General features: G+C 73.8%; 15 protein-coding genes. 8 read left to right on the top strand and 7 right to left on the bottom strand.

Going from position 1 to position 16650, the window contains the following annotated elements:
- The first annotated feature begins 43 nt into the window (after nt 1-43).
- Both ABTY61_RS16160 and ABTY61_RS16165 read left to right on the top strand, forming a co-directional pair.
- Complete coding sequence (locus ABTY61_RS16160) at nt 44-1516, top strand: pyridoxal phosphate-dependent decarboxylase family protein (RefSeq protein ID WP_350505613.1); 1473 nt, start codon at nt 44-46, stop codon at nt 1514-1516.
- 77 nt (nt 1517-1593) lie between these two features.
- The gene (locus ABTY61_RS16165) at nt 1594-2019 is read left to right on the top strand and encodes a hypothetical protein (protein WP_350505614.1); all 426 of its coding nucleotides are present in this window, start codon (nt 1594-1596) and stop codon (nt 2017-2019) included.
- A 37-nt stretch (nt 2020-2056) separates the two neighbouring features.
- Here the strand turns inward: ABTY61_RS16165 and ABTY61_RS16170 are convergent, their stop codons facing one another.
- The 4 genes from ABTY61_RS16170 to ABTY61_RS16185 form a co-directional block, all read right to left on the bottom strand.
- Nucleotides 2057-2350: a muconolactone Delta-isomerase family protein gene (locus ABTY61_RS16170; protein WP_350505615.1), complete on the bottom strand. Its 294-nt coding sequence runs from the start codon at nt 2348-2350 to the stop codon at nt 2057-2059.
- Between the two features lie 158 nt (nt 2351-2508).
- Complete coding sequence (locus ABTY61_RS16175) at nt 2509-3198, bottom strand: hypothetical protein (protein ID WP_350505616.1); 690 nt, start codon at nt 3196-3198, stop codon at nt 2509-2511.
- Between the two features lie 167 nt (nt 3199-3365).
- Nucleotides 3366-3647, bottom strand: a complete 282-nt coding sequence (locus ABTY61_RS16180; protein WP_350505617.1) for a hypothetical protein — start codon at nt 3645-3647, stop codon at nt 3366-3368.
- A 120-nt stretch (nt 3648-3767) separates the two neighbouring features.
- Nucleotides 3768-7685: a non-ribosomal peptide synthetase family protein gene (locus ABTY61_RS16185; protein ID WP_350505618.1), complete on the bottom strand. Its 3918-nt coding sequence runs from the start codon at nt 7683-7685 to the stop codon at nt 3768-3770.
- A 222-nt stretch (nt 7686-7907) separates the two neighbouring features.
- Here ABTY61_RS16185 and ABTY61_RS16190 point away from each other — a divergent pair, with 222 nt between their 5' ends.
- The 5 genes from ABTY61_RS16190 (at nt 7908) to ABTY61_RS16210 (ending at nt 13448) form a co-directional block, all read left to right on the top strand.
- Complete coding sequence (locus ABTY61_RS16190) at nt 7908-8600, top strand: GNAT family N-acetyltransferase (RefSeq protein WP_502895328.1); 693 nt, start codon at nt 7908-7910, stop codon at nt 8598-8600.
- Nucleotides 8601-8874: 274 nt separating this feature from the next.
- Nucleotides 8875-10137 carry a MurT ligase domain-containing protein gene (locus ABTY61_RS16195; protein WP_350505619.1) on the top strand — a complete coding sequence of 421 codons (1263 nt, stop codon included), beginning with the start codon at nt 8875-8877 and terminating at the stop codon, nt 10135-10137.
- Nucleotides 10138-10183: 46 nt separating this feature from the next.
- Nucleotides 10184-10912, top strand: coding sequence for a type 1 glutamine amidotransferase (locus ABTY61_RS16200; RefSeq protein ID WP_350505620.1), 729 nt, complete (start codon nt 10184-10186; stop codon nt 10910-10912).
- Nucleotides 10913-11270: 358 nt separating this feature from the next.
- A complete protein-coding gene (locus tag ABTY61_RS16205) occupies nt 11271-12296 on the top strand; it encodes a 6-phosphofructokinase (RefSeq protein ID WP_350505621.1) in 1026 nt (341 codons plus the stop codon).
- A gap of 156 nt (nt 12297-12452) precedes the next feature.
- Nucleotides 12453-13448 carry a 2-hydroxyacid dehydrogenase gene (locus ABTY61_RS16210; protein ID WP_350505622.1) on the top strand — a complete coding sequence of 332 codons (996 nt, stop codon included), beginning with the start codon at nt 12453-12455 and terminating at the stop codon, nt 13446-13448.
- Nucleotides 13449-13529: 81 nt separating this feature from the next.
- Here ABTY61_RS16210 and ABTY61_RS16215 read toward each other — a convergent pair whose 3' ends face one another.
- Nucleotides 13530-14045, bottom strand: coding sequence for a hypothetical protein (locus ABTY61_RS16215; protein WP_350505623.1), 516 nt, complete (start codon nt 14043-14045; stop codon nt 13530-13532).
- Nucleotides 14046-14230: 185 nt separating this feature from the next.
- On the opposite strand from ABTY61_RS16215, the gene ABTY61_RS16220 reads away from it, so the two are divergent.
- Nucleotides 14231-14734, top strand: coding sequence for a DinB family protein (locus ABTY61_RS16220; RefSeq protein WP_350505624.1), 504 nt, complete (start codon nt 14231-14233; stop codon nt 14732-14734).
- Nucleotides 14735-14806: 72 nt separating this feature from the next.
- Here the strand turns inward: ABTY61_RS16220 and ABTY61_RS16225 are convergent, their stop codons facing one another.
- Complete coding sequence (locus tag ABTY61_RS16225) at nt 14807-15709, bottom strand: UTP--glucose-1-phosphate uridylyltransferase (protein WP_350505701.1); 903 nt, start codon at nt 15707-15709, stop codon at nt 14807-14809.
- Between the two features lie 139 nt (nt 15710-15848).
- Nucleotides 15849-16592 carry an SDR family NAD(P)-dependent oxidoreductase gene (locus ABTY61_RS16230; protein ID WP_350505625.1) on the bottom strand — a complete coding sequence of 248 codons (744 nt, stop codon included), beginning with the start codon at nt 16590-16592 and terminating at the stop codon, nt 15849-15851.
- Nucleotides 16593-16650 lie beyond the last annotated feature (58 nt).

A 16650-nucleotide genomic window follows, 5' to 3' on the forward strand; every position in this document is an offset into this window, starting at 1 on the left:
GTCCCCCGGTCCCCCGGTCCCCCGGCCCCTGGAGCACACCCGCATGACCTCCGAGGACTTCCGCAGCACCGACTTCAGCAGCACCGGCTTCAGCAGCGGCGACGACTTCCGCGGCGCCGCCCACACCGCCGCCGACCTGGTCGCCGACTACCTCGCCGAACTGCCCGCCCGCCCGGTCTGGCAGCCGATGGACGACACCGCCCGGCAGACCCTGCTCGACGCCCCGCTGCCCGCCGAGGGCCGCCCGCTCACCGAACTGCTCACCGCCATCGGGCAGGACGTCCTCCCCCACCCCATGGGCAACGGCAACCCGCGCTTCTTCGGCTGGGTCAACTCCGCCCCCGCCCCCGCCGGGGTGCTCGCCACCCTCGCCGCCGCCGCGATGAACCCCAGCTCGGCCGGCGGCGACCACTCCGACGTCCACCTGGAACGCGCCGTGGTCCGCTGGATCGCCGAACTGGTCGGCTTCCCCCACCCGGCCGGCGGCGGGCTGCTCACCTCCGGCACCTCGATGGCGACGATCGTCTGCCTGGCCGCCGCCCGCAACCGCGCCGCCCGCCGGGTCGGCCACGACGTCCGCGCGGACGGCCTGGCGGGCCTGCCGCCGCTGGTCGGCTACGTCACCGGCGAGACCCACTCCTGCGTCCGCAAGGCCGCCGAACTCCTCGGCCTCGGCAGCCGACACCTGCGCACCGTCGCCACCGGCCCGGACGGGCTCCTCGACCCGGACGAACTGCACGCCGCCGTCGAACGCGACCGCGCCGCCGGGCTGCTGCCCTTCCTGGTGGTCGCCTCGGCCGGCACCGTCGGCACCGGCGCGGTGGACGCCTTCGACCCGATCGCCGACCTCTGCCAGGAGCAGGGCCTGTGGCTGCACGTGGACGGCGCGTACGGCGCCTTCGGCCGCCTCGACCCCGCCATCGCCCACCGCTACGCGGGCCTGGAGCGCGCCGACTCACTCGCCCTCGACCCGCACAAGTGGCTCGGCGTTCCGGTGGACTGCGGCTGCGCGCTGGTCCGCGACACCGACGAGCTGCGCGGCACCTTCAGCCTCGTCCCGTCCTACCTGCGCGACGAGGCGGCCGGCGCGCTCGGCTGGTTCTCCGAGTACGGCACCGAGCAGACCCGCCCGTTCCGCGCCCTCAAGGTCTGGGCCACCATCGCCCACCGCGGCCGCGCCGGCCTGGCCCGGGACATCGCCCAGTGCACCGCGCTCGCCCGCCGACTCGGCGAACTCATCCAGGCGGACGAGGAGTTGGAGCTGCTCGCGGAGGTGCAGACCTCCATCGTGGCGTTCCGGCACCGGGCGCCCGGACGGGACGAGGCGGCCCGCGACGCCCTCAACCGCGAGCTGCCGGTCGCCGTCCAGCGGCGCGGCCGGGTCTTCGTCACCGGCGCCCGCCTCGGCCCGCACGAGATGCTCCGCGCCTGCCTGCTCAACGCGGCGACCACCGAGGAGGACCTGCGCCTGCTGCTCGCCGAGGTCCGGGCCGCGGCCCGCACGCTGCTGCCGTAACACACCGGGGCCGACCTTAACCACCGAGTCACGGCCGGGTCGCGATCAGGAAACACCGGTCGGGCACGGTGGAGGGCATGGAGCACTCGAAGCCTTCCGTCCACCGTGCCCGCCGCTGGCGCCGCGACACCGTCGAGCTCGCTGCGGCCTTCCTCTCCATCACCGCAGCCGACCTGATCGCAAAGGTCATCCTGCACGGCTCCGACGGCGCTGTCGTCCTCGCCACCTCCGCCCTCGCGCTGCTCGCCGTCGCCCTGCTGCACGCCTGGTGGTCCCCCCACGCCCCGCCCCCGACGACGCTCTGGCGGGTCCGCACCACCGCCCTCGCCCACACCCACACCACGCTCGCCGACCACCGGATCACCCTGCTCTCGCTGCACCCCCACCCCACCGCCGACGAGCTCTTCCTCCGCACCCCCCGCTCGCTGGACCCGGCGGCCCTCACCGCCCTGCTCATCACCACCGGCCACACCGTCGAGGACACCCCCACCCGGATCGCCTGAGCGGTTCAGCGCTCCGCGGACGCGGCCGGAGCGGGTGTCACGCCCCGGCTCCCGGGTCGTTGGGGTGCGGCTCCAGCGCGGTGACCACGGCCGTCATCCACGGCCACAGCGGCAGGCTGCCGAGCACCTCCGCCCGCAGCTCCCGTTCGTCGGCCGCCCGCCAGATCCCGATGCTGCGCGCCTCGCCCACAGGACGCCACAACCGGGCCAGCCGGCCGGCGGCCGCCAGCTCGCGGGCGCGCACCGCCTCGGCGGCGCGGCGGCGGTCCACCTCCTCGGCGGGGGTGCCGTCGGGCACCCGGGTGGTGATCTCGACCAGGAACTCCTGCACGGCCCGACTCCGAATCCCCGGAGCGCGGGAACGCTCCGGCGTGGGGGAAGCCCCCGGCTCCGGGGGCGTACCCCCATCGTCCTGCGCCGCCCGGACCGGCGCCACGGAACGGGGCCGGGCGGTCGCCCACCACGAGGCTCCCCCGGGCCGTCGTCCGGTCAGTCCCCGACCTCGACCTCGACCGCCGTGCGGACCTCCAGGGCCCGCTTGGCCAGGTCGTCCGGGCGAACCGTGCCCGTCTCGTCGATGACGCCGCCGACCGTCGTTCCGTCCGCCCAGATGCAGAGGGTCCGGGAGTCGGTGGAATCGCCCAGGACCGCGCAGTCCATCGCTCCGCCGAGCGAGCCGGCCGGGTAGTCCTGGCGGCTCCGCACCGGCTCGTGGGTGTCGCTGGTCGCATCGGCCCCCCAGCCGGCACCGAACTGCCGGTCCAACTCCCCCCGAGCGTCCGGGAAGCTTCCGGTCATCCCGACCACCAGCATGGTGCTGCGGCCCGAGCCGGCCGGGCCGTAGCCGGCCACCGCCACGTCCCGGTAGCGGCTCAGCGCGGTCAGGTTCTTCTGGAGGCGGCCGCGTTCGGCCGTGACCACATCGTCGTCCGGCACCCGCTCCTGGTCGCCGATCCGGTCCGCCAGGGCGATGCGGTGGGTGGGCGGGGCGCCCGCTCCGGTCACGGCGGCCACCGTGAGTCCGGCGAACAGGGCGACGGCTACGGCGCCCCCGATCCAGACCGTGCGGGACACGGTCCGGTACCAGGGCAGCGGGGCCACGGGTTCCAGGGTGTTGGCCCAGATCGCCCGCAGACCGCTGGGCTTCTCGGTCGACTCTTCGTTCTCCAGGCCCGCCATCTCATCCCATTTGCGTGAACACCTGCTCAACCGATCGCCGGATGATACGTCAGCACGCGAAGGGACCGCACCCGAGTTCCGGATCCGACCGACATCCCATCGCCGCGACGGCGGCGGGCGCCCGATCGGACGCCCGCCGCAGGTCCACCGCTGGGCCGGAGGGCCGCTCAGCCCTTGTCGGCCGGCTGCACCACGCACACCGCGTTGCCCAGCATGCCGCCGAAGCCGCCGAGCAGCGCACCGGTGACGCTCTTGCAGGCGGCCGCCTCCTGGGGGGTCTTGGGGCCGTTGTTGCTGCTGGTGTTGATGCTGGTGTTGTTGCCGCCGGTGTTGCCCGCACTGGTGCTGTTGGCGGTGCCCGCGGCGGCCGCCGACTGGGCGAGGGCGAGCGGCACGGCCAGCAGCAGGGCGCAACAGGCCGTGGCCAGTGCGGAGTTCTTCGCGAGCATGGGGGAGCTCCTTCGGATCGAGACGGTTCGGCGGAAAGCCGAGCCATCCCTATCCGAAGGGGCTCCCGCGGTCACGGATCCTGGGCCATCCGTGAGTGTGTCCGCGTCAGCGGCCGGCCGTCACGCGGTGATCCGCTCCACCGCCCGGATGGCGGCGACCAGTTCGAGCACCCCGTGCTCCTTCAGCACCCCGTAGTGGTCCCCAGCCAGTTCCACCACGGTGGGCGGGGCGGCCGAGTAGCCGCTGCTGCCCTCGATGAAGGAGTAGTCGTCGCCCGCGGCCTTGAAGATGGTCACCGGCGCCGCCAGCTGCCGTTCGGCCAGCTCGCGGAAGCTGTACTCGAACTCGTAGGTCCCGCCGACGATCCGGGCGATCCGGCGGATCACCTCCTCGCCCAGCTCGGGCAGCATCCGGTGCACTCCGGCGACGAACGAATCCTCGTCGACCGTCTCCGCCAGGCAGCGTTCCAGCTCGGGCCCGCCGATCGCACCGGCGAACACCGAGAACAGGATGGTCAGGTACGCGGGATTGGCGTACGAGGACTCCCGGCCGTACTCCCGCCCGTCGGCCTGACGGACCTTCGGGTTGCCCGGGCAGATCAGCAGCAGCTGCTCCACCCGCAGGCCTGCCTGCTCCAGCTGCCAGGCCGCCTCGAAGGCGACCCGGGCGCCGAAGGAGTAGCCCCACAGCGTGTACGGGCCCTCGGGCTGCACCCGCCGCAGTTCGGCGACGTCCGCGGCGGCCGTCTCCCGGATGGTGGCGTACGGCGTCTCGCCCTCGTTGATGCCGTACGCCTGGACGCCGTAGAAGGCGCGGCCGTCGCTCGCCTCCCGGCCGAGCGGCCGCAGGTTCATCGGGTAGCCGCCCAGCCCGGGCCAGCAGAACACCGGCCGGCCCCGCTCCCCCGGCTGCAGCGGCACCAGCCGTGCGGCCGCCGCGCCGTCCTCGCCCGAGGCCGAGCCCGAGGCCGCGGCCGCACCGGAGGCCGAGGCCGACATCCGGGCCGCCAGGTCCCCCAGCTTCGGGCACTCGAAGAGCACCTGCAGCGGCAGCGAGGTGCCGAACTCCCGGTTGATCCGGTTGACCAGCGCGACGGCGGTCAGCGAGTTGCCGCCGACCGCGAAGAAGTCGTCGGCCACCGAGACCTCCTCGTACTTCAGCGCCTGCCCCCAGGCCTCGGCCAGCCACCGCTCGTGCGCGGTGTCCGGGGCGACGAACTCGCCGCGCACCGCGTCCGCGCGCACGGCCTCGGAGCCGGCCAGCGCCTTGAGGTCGACCTTGCCGTTCGCGGTGAGCGGCAGGGCGTCGACGATCAGCACCCGGTTGGGCAGCATGTAGTCGGGCAGCAGGGTGGCGAGCTCGTCCTTGATGATCTCGGCCGGGCCCTTCATGTGCACGGTGTCCTCGTGCATGCCCTCGCTGCCGATCTGCTCCTCGCTCACCTTCCCGCCGAGGAAGAAGTACGAGGGCCCGGAGGGGATGCCGGCCGAGGCGAGGATCTCGTCGATCCGGCGCGCGGCGGGCAGCGGGTGGCCTGACTTGGAGCTGTAGCCGGAGGACATGAAGCCCAGGCCCAGGCCGTTGCGCTGGAGGTGGTGCAGCTTGGTGCCGAGCGCGATGTACTCCAGCCAGTCCTCGGCGGCCCGGCTGACCGCGGTGATGCCGAACGCGGCCCGGGCGTACACGGCCTGGTTGATCGCGATCACCTGCCGGGACTCCACCACCTCGTCCGCGACCCTGGTCAGCCCGCCGTCGGCGTAGCGGTAGAGGCCGGCCGGCAGGCCGTCCACCCGGTCGGCGTGGGCCTGGACGTACAGCTCGGTGTGCTCCTCGGGGGCGGCGCCGCGGTTGCGGTCGACGGTGAAGCTGCCCAGGTAGTGGTCCTCCTCGGCGACGTCCAGCCGCGGCCGGACGGCCGGGTCGAAGCCGTGCGGGCGCACCTCCAGCCCGTACTCGGGCAGCACCTCCTCCAGCACGCCCAGCATGTGGCCGGTCTCGAACTCCAGCACCTCGCGGATGTTGTTCTTGTACACCGGCTCGATCGCCCCGGTCTTCCCGGAGAAGTGCAGCGTCAGGTACGGCTCCGGGCGGGCGTCGGCGTCGCCGATCCGGATCAGGGCGTGCTCGACCGGGTGGTAGTAGTACATCCCGGCGGCCAGCCCGTCCAGGCCGCCGGTCTCCAGGTACAGCTGGGTCGCGTACAGCGCGCCGGGCGAGGCGTAGGCGTACTTGGGCAGTAGCCGCTCCTCGCTGTGGAACTGGCCGAACCACCGCAGCACGCGGCCGAGTTCGGGGAAGCTCAGCAGGCCGAGCTCGCGGCCGAAGGGGCCGGCCTGGCGGGGGGCGAGCAGCGCGGTGAGGTCGTCCCGGGTGACCGGGCCGCCGTCGTAGAAGCGGTAGGTCTTGCGGGCGAAGACGGCCCGCCGCTGGGTCTCGCTCTCGCGCCGGCCGGGCAGTTCGACCTTCTCCCGCCCGGCCGACCGGGCCGGGTCCCGCACCCCGGGGTCGGACAACTGGGCCCTGACCTGGAGCCGGCTGGCCTTGGACTGGTGGTGGCCGCCGTGGTTGCCCTGGTCCATCAGGGCGGCCTCGCGCGGGTTCAGCTCGACGCAGGCGACCAGGTTCGGGTGGCCGGTGCGCTCGTCGCCGGTGACCACGGCGGCCGAGCGGCGGACCCAGGTGTGCTGCTCGATCGCCCGGGCGATCTCGTCCAGCTCGATCCGGTAGCCGCGCAGTTTGACCTGGTTGTCGACCCGGCCGGCGAACTGGAGAGTGCCGTCGGGGTTCCAGTGCACCAGGTCGCCGGTGCGGTACAGCTTCTCGGCCGGGGCGAACGGGGAGGGCACGAACCGCTCGGCGGTCAGCTCCGGCCGGTGCAGGTAGCCGCGGGCCAGCTGCACGCCGCCGATGTACAGCTCGCCCACCGCCCCGAGGGCGACCGGGGCCAGCCGCTCGTCCAGCACGTAGCACTGGGTGTTGTCGACCGGTCGGCCGATCGGCACCGAGCCGGCGCCGTCACCGAGCGCGGCCGGGTCGACCGGGTGCGCGGTGGCGTTGATGGTGCACTCGGTCGGGCCGTACAGGTTGACCAGCACGGCCTCGGGCAGGGCCGCGGCCAGCTCACGGGCCAGTCGCAGCGAGAGCGCCTCGCCGCCGGAGAACAGGCCGGTCAGGCCGGTGCAGTCGGTGAAGCCCTCGGTCTCCAGCAGGGCCTGCAGCAGGGTCGGCACGCACTGCAGGGCGGTCACGCCGTACCGGCGCACGGCGGCGACCAGCGCCTCCGGGTCCCGGTGGAGGCCGGGCGTGCCGGCCACCACCCGGGCGCCGACGGCCGGGGCGAGGATCTCCCACTGGGCGGCGTCGAAGCTCATCGGGGTCTTCTGCAGCACGGTGACCTCGGGGTCGAGGTGCCCGGCAGTGTGCAGCCAGCGCAGTTGGGAGACCACCGCGCGGTGCTCGATCTGTACGCCCTTGGGGCGGCCGGTGCTGCCGGAGGTGTAGATCACGTAGGCGAGCGACTCCGGCTGGGCCCCCTCCTCCGGCCGCCCGTGGGCCGCCGGCACCTCCTCGACGGTGCGGATCGCGGTGCCGGCCGGGACCAGCTTGGCCAGCCGTCCGCGCAGGTGCCGCTGGGTGAGGACGATCCGGGTGCCGCTGTCCTCGATCATGTAGCGGAGCCGGTCCTCGGGGTACTCGGGCGACAGCGGCAGGTAGCCCGCCCCGGCGTACAGGACGCCCCAGGCCCCGGCGACCAGCTCCACCGAGGGCTCGACGTACAGGCCCACGCAGTCGTCCGCCCCGGCACCCAGCGCGCGCAGCTCCGCGGCCAGGCCGCGGGCCCGCTCGGACAGCTCCAGGAAGGTGAGGCGGCCGCCCTCCCCGACCACGGCCGGGGACTGCGGCCGGGTGCGGACCTGCTGGTCCAGCAGACCGGTGAGGGCGCTGCCGACCGGCGCCCGGCGGGCGTGCGGGAGGCGGGTGACGGGGGTGCCGCCGGGGGCGGTGGCGGCGGCGGATGCGAGGTCGGTGTTGCGCATGGGAGAGCCTTCGGTGCGTGGACGTACGGGCCCCGGCGGGCCTGCTCACCAGGAGCGCCGGGCATGGACTCCACCGTCGGCCGCCCGCCGTCCCGGCCGCATGAGGCACCGGTCTGGACCTGTGCCGGGTCCGTCCCGGTGGGACGCCCGCGCGCGCCCGGGCATTCGTGCGTTCACGATCACGTAACCGGCCGGAAGCGAGCCGTCGGTAGCGTCGGTCCCATGACGGCTTCCCGCACTCGCCTCGAACGGCTCTGGCACCGGCCCTTCCGCAGGTCGAAGCACAGGTGCGCGCCGCCCGACGGACAGGCCGCCCGGCTGCCCGCGCCCATCGGCGGCCCGAACCGCCAGCCCCGCCCGCACCCGCTGCCGGCCGCCCGGACCGCAGAGGCGTCCCGGCTGTCCCTGCCGGACGGGACCGAGCTGCTGCTGCGCCCGGCCGACCCGGCCGACAAGGCGGCGGTCCTGGCGCTGCACGGCCGCTGCTCCCCCGCCTCGCTGCGGCTGCGCTACCACGGCCCGGTCCGCGACGCCGACCGCTATCTGGACCACCTGCTGGACCCCCGGCACGGCCGCAGCCTGGTGGCGGTCGCCCCGGACGGGCGGGTCCTCGCCCTCGGGCACCTGATGTGGGACGGGGACGAGGCGGAGCTGGCCGTGCTGGTCGAGGACGCCTGGCAGCGGCACGGGCTGGGCCTGGCCCTGCTCCGCCGGCTGACCGCGGCGGCCCGGGCGGCCGGTGTCGGCACGGTGTACGCGGTGACCCAGGCCGCCAACACCGGGCTGATCGCCGCGATGCGCCGGCTGGCGGCGCCGCTGGACTTCCGCTGCGAGGACGGCACCCTGGTGATCACCGCCACCCTGGCCGCCGGAGCCGCGCCCGCCGCCGCTTCCGCGCCCGCTCCGGGCCGCTGATCGTTTCTTCATCACATCTCTTCACCACATCCTTACTGGATGCCCCAGGAACCCGGGGCCGCGGCGGAGCATCCCGCCGGGGACCAGCGGTCCCTCCGTACACCGCCCTCCTTGACGGGCCGTCAGCAGCCCCCGCCACGTCGTCGCAGCAGGCGGCATGGGGTCCGGATCGTCCGGCCGGGCTACGGAGTCGGTAGGCTGGCCCCGTCCCCGCCGCCCGACGGCCCGTTATCCGGCCAGCGGGTGGTGCCGCAGCAAGGAGGAACCACTGAGCATGGCAGGCACCGAATCGGAGCCCACAGGCGCACGCGACGCCTCGCTGCCGGCCCGCGCCAAGATCGCGGTCACGGCCGGCAAGGTCGCCGCCGCCGTGTCCCGTAAGGCCGGTCGCGGAAGCGGCTCGGTGATCGGCGGCAAGGTCGCCCTCAGGCTCGACCCCGACCTGCTCGCCACCCTCGCCGACCACCTCGACGTCGTCCTGGTCAGCGCCACCAACGGCAAGACCACCACCACCCGCCTGATCGCCGAGGCGCTGCGCGCCGCCGGCCCGGTGGTCTCCAACGCCCTGGGCGCCAACATGCCGGCCGGCATCACCTCCGCCCTGGCCGGCGGCACGGACGCCCGCTTCGGCGTGATCGAGGTCGACGAGAAGTACCTGGCGACGGTCGCCCGCGACACCCGCCCCAAGGCGATCGCCCTGCTCAACCTCTCCCGCGACCAGCTCGACCGCGCCGCCGAGACCCGCATGATGGCGGAGAAGTGGCGCGAGGGCCTCCAGGACACCGAGGCCGTGGTCATCGCCAACGCCGACGACCCGCTGGTGACCTGGGCCGCCTCCTCCTGCAAGAAGGTGGTCTGGGTGGCCGCCGGACAGGCCTGGAAGGAGGACGCCTGGTCCTGCCCCGCGTGCGGCGGTGTGATGCAGCGCCCCGGCGACGACTGGTTCTGCCAGGACTGCGGCTTCCGGCGCCCCAACCCGCACTGGGCGCTCCAGGGCACCCACGTGATCGACCCCCAGCGCGGCGCCTGGCCGATCCAGCTCCAGCTGCCCGGCCGCGCCAACCTGGCCAACGCCACCAGCTCGGCCGCCGTCGCCGCCGTGTTCGGCGTCTCCCCGCAGGTCGCCCTGGAGCGGATGCGCTCGGTGTCCGCCGTGGCCGGCCGCTACGACGTGGTGCAGTACCAGGGCCGGGACATCCGGCTGCTGCTCGCCAAGAACCCGGCCGGCTGGCTGGAGACCTTCTCGCTGATCGACGGCCCGCCGGCCCCGGTGATCCTCTCGGTCAACGCCCTCGACGCCGACGGCACCGACACCTCCTGGCTGTGGGACGTCGACTACGAGCGCCTCGCCGGGCACCCGATCTTCGTGATGGGCCAGCGCAAGCTGGACCTGGCCGTCCGCCTGGAGGTCGCCGGGCTGCAGTTCCACGTGGTGGACACCCTGGAGCAGGCCGTCCGGATGGCCCCGCCCGGCCGGATCGAGGCCATCGCCAACTACACCGCCTTCCAGCAGCTGCGGAAGGTCGTGGCCGGCTGATGCCGCGCCCGCACACCAGTCTTTTCGTGACGGAAGGCCTTCGAGGATGAGTGAGAGCAGCCTGCGCGTGGTCTGGGTCTACCCGGACCTGCTCAGCACCTACGGCGACCGCGGCAACGCCCTGGTCGTGGAGCGCCGGGCCCGCCAGCGCCATCTCAACGTGACCCGGATCGACGTCCGCTCCGACCAGGCGATCCCCACCAGCGGGGACATCTACCTGATCGGCGGCGGCGAGGACCGCCCCCAGCGCCTGGCCGCCGAGCGGCTGCGCGCCGACAGCGGCCTGGTGCGGGCCTCCGAGAACGGCGCGATCATCTTCGGCGTCTGCGCCGGCTTCCAGATCATGGGCCACGAGTTCATCAACGACCTCGGCGAGCGCGAGCCCGGCCTGGGCCTGCTCGACGTCTGGACCACCCGCGGCGAGGGCGCCCGCTGCGTCGGCGACGTGCTCGCCGACGTGGACCCGCGGCTCGGCCTGCCGCAGCTGACCGGCTTCGAGAACCACCAGGGCGTCACCCACCTCGGCCAGGGCGTCCAGCCGTTCGCGACCGTCACGGTCGGCCGCGGCAACGGCACCGGCGACGGCACCGAGGGCGCCTGGCGGGACACCGTCTTCGGCACCTACCTGCACGGCCCGGTGCTGGCCCGCAACCCCGCCGTGGCCGACATGCTGATCAAGCTGGCACTGGACGTCAACGCCCTGCCGCCGGCCGACACCACCTGGTACGACGCGCTGCGCGCCGAGCGCATCGCCGCCACGACGCGCCCCGCGTAGTCCTACTCCCCGGTACGGCCCGCCCGGGTGCCCGCGATGCGGTCACCCGGCCCGCGGGCGGCCCCGGACGTACGACAATGGGGCTGCCGGCTGCACACCCTCCTCGGCAGCAGGCTGCAATTCCGCGCGGGGGCGCCGACGGCGCCGCTCCCGCGTCGGCTCCTGCCCGGCCGGACCAGGGGCCGTATGCTCGACTTCGCGGCCGTTTTCGGACGTTCTGTCCGGATCGGCCGGTCCTTCACCCCGCGGCCACCTCCCCGCCACCCCGGCGGGAGGAACGCCGCGCCACGGGTGACGGCTCGTCGTCCCAGCCTGTAGTCCGGCCGTTCCTCGGTTCTGCTCGGGAGTTGCAAAGCTAATGCGTATCGGAGTGCTGACCAGCGGCGGTGACTGCCCCGGACTGAACGCGGTGATCCGTTCCGTGGTCCACCGGGGGGTGGTCGACCACGGCGACGAGATCATCGGGTTCGAGGACGGTTGGCGCGGTTTCCTCGAGGGGCACCACCGCCCCCTGACCCTGGACTCGGTGAGCGGCATCCTGGCCCAGGGCGGCACCATCCTCGGGTCCTCCCGGGTGCAGCCGAGCCACCTGCGGGACGGTGTCGAGCGGGCCAAGAAGTACTGCGCCGACCTCGGCCTGGACGCCGTCATCCCGATCGGCGGCGAGGGCACCCTCAAGGCCGCCAAGCTGATGAGCGACGCGGGCCTGCCGATCGTCGGCGTGCCCAAGACCATCGACAACGACATCGCCGCCACCGACGTGACCTTCGGCTTCGACACCGCCGTCTCGGTCGCCACCGAGGCCCTGGACCGGCTGAAGACCACCGCCGAGTCCCACCAGCGGGTCATGGTCGTCGAGGTCATGGGCCGGCACACCGGCTGGATCGCGCTGAACGCCGGCATGGCGGCCGGCGCGCACGCCATCGTCGTGCCGGAGCGCCCCTTCCACATCGAGAAGCTCACCGCCGTCGTCCGCGAGCGCTTCGACCGGCAGAAGAAGTTCGCCATCGTGGTCTGCGCCGAGGGCGCCAAGCCCGAGCCCGGCACCATGCACTGGGAGGAGGGCACCAAGGACATCTACGGCCACGAGCGCTTCACCGGCATCGCCACCCAGCTCTCCCGCGAGCTGGAGCACCGGCTCGGCAAGGAGGCCCGCCCGGTGATCCTGGGCCACACCCAGCGCGGCGGCACCCCCACCGCCTACGACCGGGTGCTCGCCACCCGCTTCGGCTGGCACGCCGTCGAGGCCGTCCACAAGGGCGCCTTCGGGCACATCACCGCGCTGCAGGGCACCGCCATCAACCTGGTGCCGCTGGCCGAGGCCGTCGCCGAGCTGAAGACCGTCCCGCAGGAGCGCTACCAGGAGGCCGAGACGGTCCTCTGACCGCCGCCCCTCCCCGGCCCGCCCGCCACACCCGGCCCCTGGACCGCACCACGCGGTCCGGGGGCCGTCGTGCGGCCGGCGGGCGCATCCGCGGCCGCCCCGTTAGCGTGGCCCCGTGGGCCGCGGGAGCGCGGCCGGAGGGACCGGAGGGACCGCATGGAGATCCTGGCGTACGGGGTGCAGGCCGACGAACGGCCGCTGCTGGAACGGGCCTTCGCGGGCCGGCACGGACTGCGCTGCCTGGACGTGTTCCTCAACCGCGACACCGCCCCGCTCGCCGCGGGCTACCCGGTGGTCAGCAGCAGCGTCAACGCCGTCCTCGACGCCCAGACCCTCACCGCCCTCTCCGCCGGCGGCACCCGGCTGATCGCCCAACGCTCCACCGGCTTCAACAACATCGACCTCGACGCCGCCGCCGACCTCGGCCTCACCGTCGCCCGGGTCTCCTACTACAGCCCGTACTCAGTAGCCGAACACGCCTGGGCCCTCGCCCTGGCCGTCAACCGCCGCCTCACCCGCGCCGCCAACCGCTCCCGCGAGTTGGACTTCCGCCTCGACGGACTGCTCGGCCGGGACGTCCACGGCATGACCGTCGGCGTCATCGGCACCGGCAAGATCGGCGAATGCTTCGCCCGGATCGCGGCCGGCTTCGGCACCGAGCTCCTCGGCTGGGACATCGCCCCCAACCCCGCCTGCCTCGACCTCGGCATGCACTACACCGAACTGCCCGAACTCCTCACCCGCGCCGACCTGGTGAGCCTCCACGTCCCCCTGCTGCCGGCCACCCACCACCTGATCGACGCGGCCGCGCTGGCCCGGATGAAGGACGACGCCATCCTGGTCAACTCCAGCCGCGGCGGCCTCATCGACAGCGCCGCCCTGGTCGAGACCCTGCGCACCGGCCGCCTCTCCGGTGTCGGCCTGGACGTCTACGAGGAGGAGACCGGCGTCTTCTTCACCGACCGCTCCATCCAGGGCATCACCGACGACACCCTCGCCCGCCTCCTCACCTTCCCCCAGGTCCTCATCACCAGCCACCAGGCCTACTTCACCCGCACCGCCGTCGGCCAGATCATCGACGCCACCGCCCGCAACATCGACGACTTCGCGGCCGGCCGCAGCAACGAGAACACCCTGGTGCCGAAGGGCTGACGAAGGCCCGGTCGCCCGCACCGGGGGCGACCGGGCCCCATCGCAGCCGGAGTTGACGACAGGTCGGCTCGGCGCCTCGGCTCAGGGGAAGAGGAGGGCCCGGTAGGTGCCGTCGCTCCGGGTGACGGTGGACTGGATCCTCCAGCCGGCCGGGACGGGGTAGCCGATGATGCGGCCGCCCGGCATCAGGATCTCCACGTAGGCGATGACCCTCGTGCCGTGCGGGGCGCCGCCGAGGTAGCTCACCACCGCGGTCTGGCCGTCGAGCAGGCCGCCGACGAGCACCCAGCCGGCCGGCAGTCCCTGGTTGGCGAGCACGGCGACCCTGGCCCCGAAGGGGGCTCCGCCGAGGTACTCGATGAGCTTGTCCTGGTTCGCGTAGTTCCGGCTGATCACTGCCCAACCGGCCGGGACGGGGGTGTACAGCGGGATCCGCGTCTGCGCCCCGAAGGGCGGGTTGGCGGCAGGCTTGGCGTGCGGGGCGGCGGCCGCCGGAGCGGGGTGCGCGACCGGGGCGGCGCCGGCGGTGCCGGCGCACCCGAGGAGGACGGCGAGGGCGGCGGTGCAGACAGCCGGGGCGGAGGTTCTTCGACGCATGGCGGATTCCTCTTCCGTGGTGCCGGACAGGGGTGGCAGGTGCCAGGCTTCACGCTCCGCCCCACCGGCGCCGGGCGTCAACGCCGTCCGGCACTTCGCCGGGGGCGCAGTGGCGCACCGACGGCGGTCGGCGGTCGTGAACTCGGCTCCCGCACCGGACCGGTGGCTCTGCTACCGTCTCGCGCATGGTCAAGATCGTGCCGTTCACCGGCAGTGAGAAGGAAAGCCTGCACGCGGCCCTGGACCGGCACCGCGACGCGGTGGTGTGGAAGGTCCAGGGCCTGGACGACGAGCAGCTGCGCCGGCCGCTGACGCCCTCGGGGACGAATCTGCTGGGCCTGGTCAAGCACCTCGGCGGTGCCGAACTCGGCTGGTTCCGGCAGACCTTCGGCCGGGAGACCGGGCCGCTGCCCTTCGACATCGACGCCGACGACAGCTCCGATCTGCGGATCGAGCCGCACGAGTCGACGGCGGACGTGCTGGCCTTCTACGCCCGCGCCCGGGCCGCCGCCGACGAGGTGATCGAGGAGCTCGACCTGGAGTCCACCGGCACCTCCTGGACGGGCCGGACGGTCTCACTGCGCTGGGTGCTCATCCACATGACCACCGAGACCGCCCGGCACGCCGGGCACCTGGACATCCTGCGCGAACTCACCGACGGCGCCACCGGCGACCACGACCGCAGCTGACCCCGCGGCCGGCCCCGGGGCCACACCGGTCGGACGGGTCGGGCGGGTCGGACGGGTCGGACGGACCGACCGCTACTCCGCCGGTGCGAGCTCGGCGGCCAGCCGGCACAGCTCGCCGCCGAACTCCGGGTTGGCGAGCGCGGCCGCGAACTGGGCACGCAGGTAGGCGGCAGGGTTGCCGGTGTCGTACCAGGTGCCGGCGATGACCTGCCCGTAGACGGCACGGCGTGCGGCGTAGGCGTTGATGGCGTCGGTCAGGTAGACCTCGTCCTCGGGCTTCTCGTGCCACCGGCGGGTGAGTTCGCGCAGCTCGTCGACGATGCCGGGGGTGATGACGTACCCGCCGATGGCGGCGTACCCGGAGGGGGCGTCGACCGGCTTGGGCTTCTCGACCAGGCCGGTGATCCGCAGCGACCCGCCGCCGAGGTCCTCCTTCACCACCGGCACGCCGTAGCGGTAGGAGTCCTCGGGCGCCATCGGCATCAGCGCGAGCACCGGCGCGTTGGTCTGCTCGAACGCCCGGATCAACTGCTGCGCGCGGGGCACCTCGGCGACGAACACGTCGTCCGGCCACAGCACCAGGCACGGCTCGTCCCCGAAGTGCCGGGCGGCGTTGAGCACCGGGGTGCCGTTGCCGTACGGGCCGTGCTGGTACAGGTAGCTGATGTGCCCCTTGCGGGACAGCTCCCCGACCTCCTCGACGGCGTCCGCGAACGCCGCCTTGCCGTCCCGGCGCAGCTGATCGACCAGCACCGGGTTGGGGCGGAAGTGCTCCTGGATCAGGCCCTTGTCGCCGTTGACGACGATGGTGATGTCGGTGATGCCGCTCTCGATCAGCTCGCGCACGGTGTGCTCGATCACCGGCTTGTCACCGACCGGCAGCATCTCCTTCGGGGTGGCCTTGGTCAACGGCAGCAGGCGGGAGCCGAGCCCGGCGGCGGGGATGACGGCTCGGCGGATGGTCCTGGGGGCCATGTGATGCTCTCTCATGTCGATGGTGCTGCGCCGCAGTTGAGCGGCACCGTGACCGACGCTACCAAGGATCACTCCATGATCGTCCCCGGCCGCGGGGGACGGCGGACCACCAGCGCCCTCCCCCGCACCGGCTGTTCACTCAGGCCGTGTAGCCGCCGTCCACCGCGAGGGCGGTGCCGGTGACGTAGCGGCCGCCCGGGCCGGCCAGGAACGCGACGGCGGCGGCGATGTCCTCGGCCTCGCCGAAGCGGTCCAGCGCGGTGAGCGAGCGCTGGAAGCCCGCGGAGTCGCCGTCGGCCGGGTTCATGTCCGTGTCGATCGGGCCCGGGTCGACGACGGTGACGGTGATCCCGCGCGGACCGAGCTCCCGGGCCAGGCCCTTGGTCAGGCCGGTGAGCGCGGTCTTGGCCGTCGCCTGGAGGACGAAGTTCGCGCCCGGGACCCGCCTGTTGAAGCAGGAGCCGATGCTGATGATCCGTCCGCCGTCGCCCATGTGCCGGGCCGCCGCCTGGGCGGCCAGGAGCACCGACCGGACGTCGACGGCGAGCACCCGGTCGATCTCCTCGGCCGTCACCTCGGCGAGCGGGCCGTAGGTGAGGAAGCCCGCGTTGTTCACCAGGACGTCGATCCCGCCCAGCTGCCGGACCGTCTCCGCCACCGCCCGGGCAGCGGCGTCCGCTTCGACCAGGTCGGCGCGGATCGCCACCGCCCGGCCCCCCGCCGCCTCGATCTCCTTGACGACCGCCTGGGCCTGGCCCTCCGCCCGGACGTACGTCACCGCCACCGCCGCCCCCTCGGCCGCCAGCCGCTTGGCCACCGCCGCGCCGATGCCGCGGCTGCCGCCGGTCACCAGGGCCACCTTGCCGGTCAGGTCACTGCTCATCGTTCTTCCCCCTGTCGGTCGACGCGGCGGTCGCCGCATCCCGAAGATAGGACCTGAC

The organism is Kitasatospora sp. NPDC096128 (assembly GCF_040303105.1).
Taxonomy (GTDB): Bacteria; Actinomycetota; Actinomycetes; order Streptomycetales; family Streptomycetaceae; genus Kitasatospora.

Excerpts from the sequence above, each read along its gene's own strand:
- ABTY61_RS16185 (WP_350505618.1), bottom strand. The coding sequence starts at position 7,685 with ATGCGCAACACCGACCTCGCATCCGCCGCCGCCACCGCCCCCGGCGGC.
- ABTY61_RS16165 (WP_350505614.1), top strand. The coding sequence starts at position 1,594 with ATGGAGCACTCGAAGCCTTCCGTCCACCGTGCCCGCCGCTGGCGCCGC.
- ABTY61_RS16220 (WP_350505624.1), top strand. The coding sequence starts at position 14,231 with ATGGTCAAGATCGTGCCGTTCACCGGCAGTGAGAAGGAAAGCCTGCAC.
- ABTY61_RS16225 (WP_350505701.1), bottom strand. The coding sequence starts at position 15,709 with ATGGCCCCCAGGACCATCCGCCGAGCCGTCATCCCCGCCGCCGGGCTC.
- ABTY61_RS16210 (WP_350505622.1), top strand. The coding sequence starts at position 12,453 with ATGGAGATCCTGGCGTACGGGGTGCAGGCCGACGAACGGCCGCTGCTG.
- ABTY61_RS16200 (WP_350505620.1), top strand. The coding sequence starts at position 10,184 with ATGAGTGAGAGCAGCCTGCGCGTGGTCTGGGTCTACCCGGACCTGCTC.
- ABTY61_RS16215 (WP_350505623.1), bottom strand. The coding sequence starts at position 14,045 with ATGCGTCGAAGAACCTCCGCCCCGGCTGTCTGCACCGCCGCCCTCGCC.
- ABTY61_RS16175 (WP_350505616.1), bottom strand. The coding sequence starts at position 3,198 with ATGGCGGGCCTGGAGAACGAAGAGTCGACCGAGAAGCCCAGCGGTCTG.
- ABTY61_RS16180 (WP_350505617.1), bottom strand. The coding sequence starts at position 3,647 with ATGCTCGCGAAGAACTCCGCACTGGCCACGGCCTGTTGCGCCCTGCTG.
- ABTY61_RS16190 (WP_502895328.1), top strand. The coding sequence starts at position 7,908 with ATGACGGCTTCCCGCACTCGCCTCGAACGGCTCTGGCACCGGCCCTTC.
- ABTY61_RS16160 (WP_350505613.1), top strand. The coding sequence starts at position 44 with ATGACCTCCGAGGACTTCCGCAGCACCGACTTCAGCAGCACCGGCTTC.
- ABTY61_RS16230 (WP_350505625.1), bottom strand. The coding sequence starts at position 16,592 with ATGAGCAGTGACCTGACCGGCAAGGTGGCCCTGGTGACCGGCGGCAGC.
- ABTY61_RS16195 (WP_350505619.1), top strand. The coding sequence starts at position 8,875 with ATGGCAGGCACCGAATCGGAGCCCACAGGCGCACGCGACGCCTCGCTG.
- ABTY61_RS16205 (WP_350505621.1), top strand. The coding sequence starts at position 11,271 with ATGCGTATCGGAGTGCTGACCAGCGGCGGTGACTGCCCCGGACTGAAC.